This is a genomic window from Micromonospora sp. NPDC018662 (assembly GCF_044391475.1).
Classification (GTDB): domain Bacteria; phylum Actinomycetota; class Actinomycetes; order Mycobacteriales; family Micromonosporaceae; genus Micromonospora.
On the sequence record NZ_JBISAC010000032.1, the window covers coordinates 1 to 1,273 of the forward strand.

Consider the following 1,273-nt stretch of genomic DNA (forward strand, 5'->3'; position numbering starts at 1 on the left):
CCTGCCAGGAGGACGTGTGTTCGCCAATTCCGAGGAACTCCTGCGATACCTCAGCAACGAGGACGTGAAGTTCGTCGACGTACGTTTCTGTGACCTGCCCGGCGTGATGCAGCACTTCAACCTGCCGGTCGAGTCCTTCGACGACAGCGTCTTCACCGACGGCCTCGCGTTCGACGGCTCGTCGATCCGCGGCTTCCAGTCGATCCACGAGTCGGACATGCTCCTGCTCCCCGACGTCGCCACCGCGTTCATCGACCCGTTCCGCGCCCAGAAGACCCTCGCGCTCAACTTCTTCGTCCACGACCCCTTCACCCGCGAGGCCTACTCCCGCGACCCCCGCAACGTCGCCAAGAAGGCCGAGGCCTACCTCGCCGCCAGCGGCATCGCCGACACCGCCTACTTCGGCGCCGAAGCCGAGTTCTACATCTTCGACTCCATCCGCCACGAAACCTCCGCCCACCAGTCGTTCTACTACATCGACTCGATCGAGGGCGCCTGGAACACCGGCCGCGTCGAAGAAGGCGGCAACCGCGGCTACAAGACCGCCTACAAGGGCGGCTACTTCCCGGTCCCCCCGGTCGACCACTACGCCGACCTGCGCGACTCGATCGTGCGCCGGCTCGTGGACAGCGGCTTCACCGTCGAGCGCTCGCACCACGAGGTGGGCACCGCCGGCCAGTCCGAGATCAACTACAAGTTCTCGACGCTGCTGCACGCCGCCGACCAGCTCCAGCTCTTCAAGTACATCGTGAAGAACGAGGCGTGGACCAACGGCAAGACCGCCACGTTCATGCCCAAGCCGCTGTTCGGTGACAACGGCTCCGGCATGCACACCCACCAGAGCCTGTGGCTCAACGGCGAACCGCTGTTCTACGACGAGACCGGCTACGCCGGCCTGTCCGACACCGCCCGCTGGTACATCGGCGGCCTGCTGCACCACGCCCCGTCACTGCTGGCCTTCACCAACCCGACCGTGAACTCGTACCGCCGGCTGGTGCCCGGCTTCGAGGCGCCGGTGAACCTGGTCTACTCGCAGCGCAACCGCTCCGCGTGCACCCGCATCCCGGTCACCGGCAGCAACCCCAAGGCCAAGCGCGTCGAGTTCCGCGTCCCGGACCCGTCCGCCAACGTCTACCTCGCCTTCTCCGCGATGATGATGGCCGGCCTCGACGGCATCAAGAGCAAGATCGAACCCCCGGCCCCGATCGACAAGGACCTCTACGACCTCCCCCCGGAGGAGTGGGGCGACGTCAAGCAGGTCCCCGGCTCGCTG

1 protein-coding gene is annotated in these 1,273 nt (G+C 66.4%); it reads left to right on the plus strand.

Annotation, left to right across the window (positions count from 1 at the left end):
• Positions 1-16: 16 nt before the first annotated feature.
• Positions 17-1,273 (plus strand): type I glutamate--ammonia ligase (gene glnA, locus ACH495_RS31835; protein WP_396861415.1); only part of this gene is annotated, 1,257 nt, incomplete at its 3' end.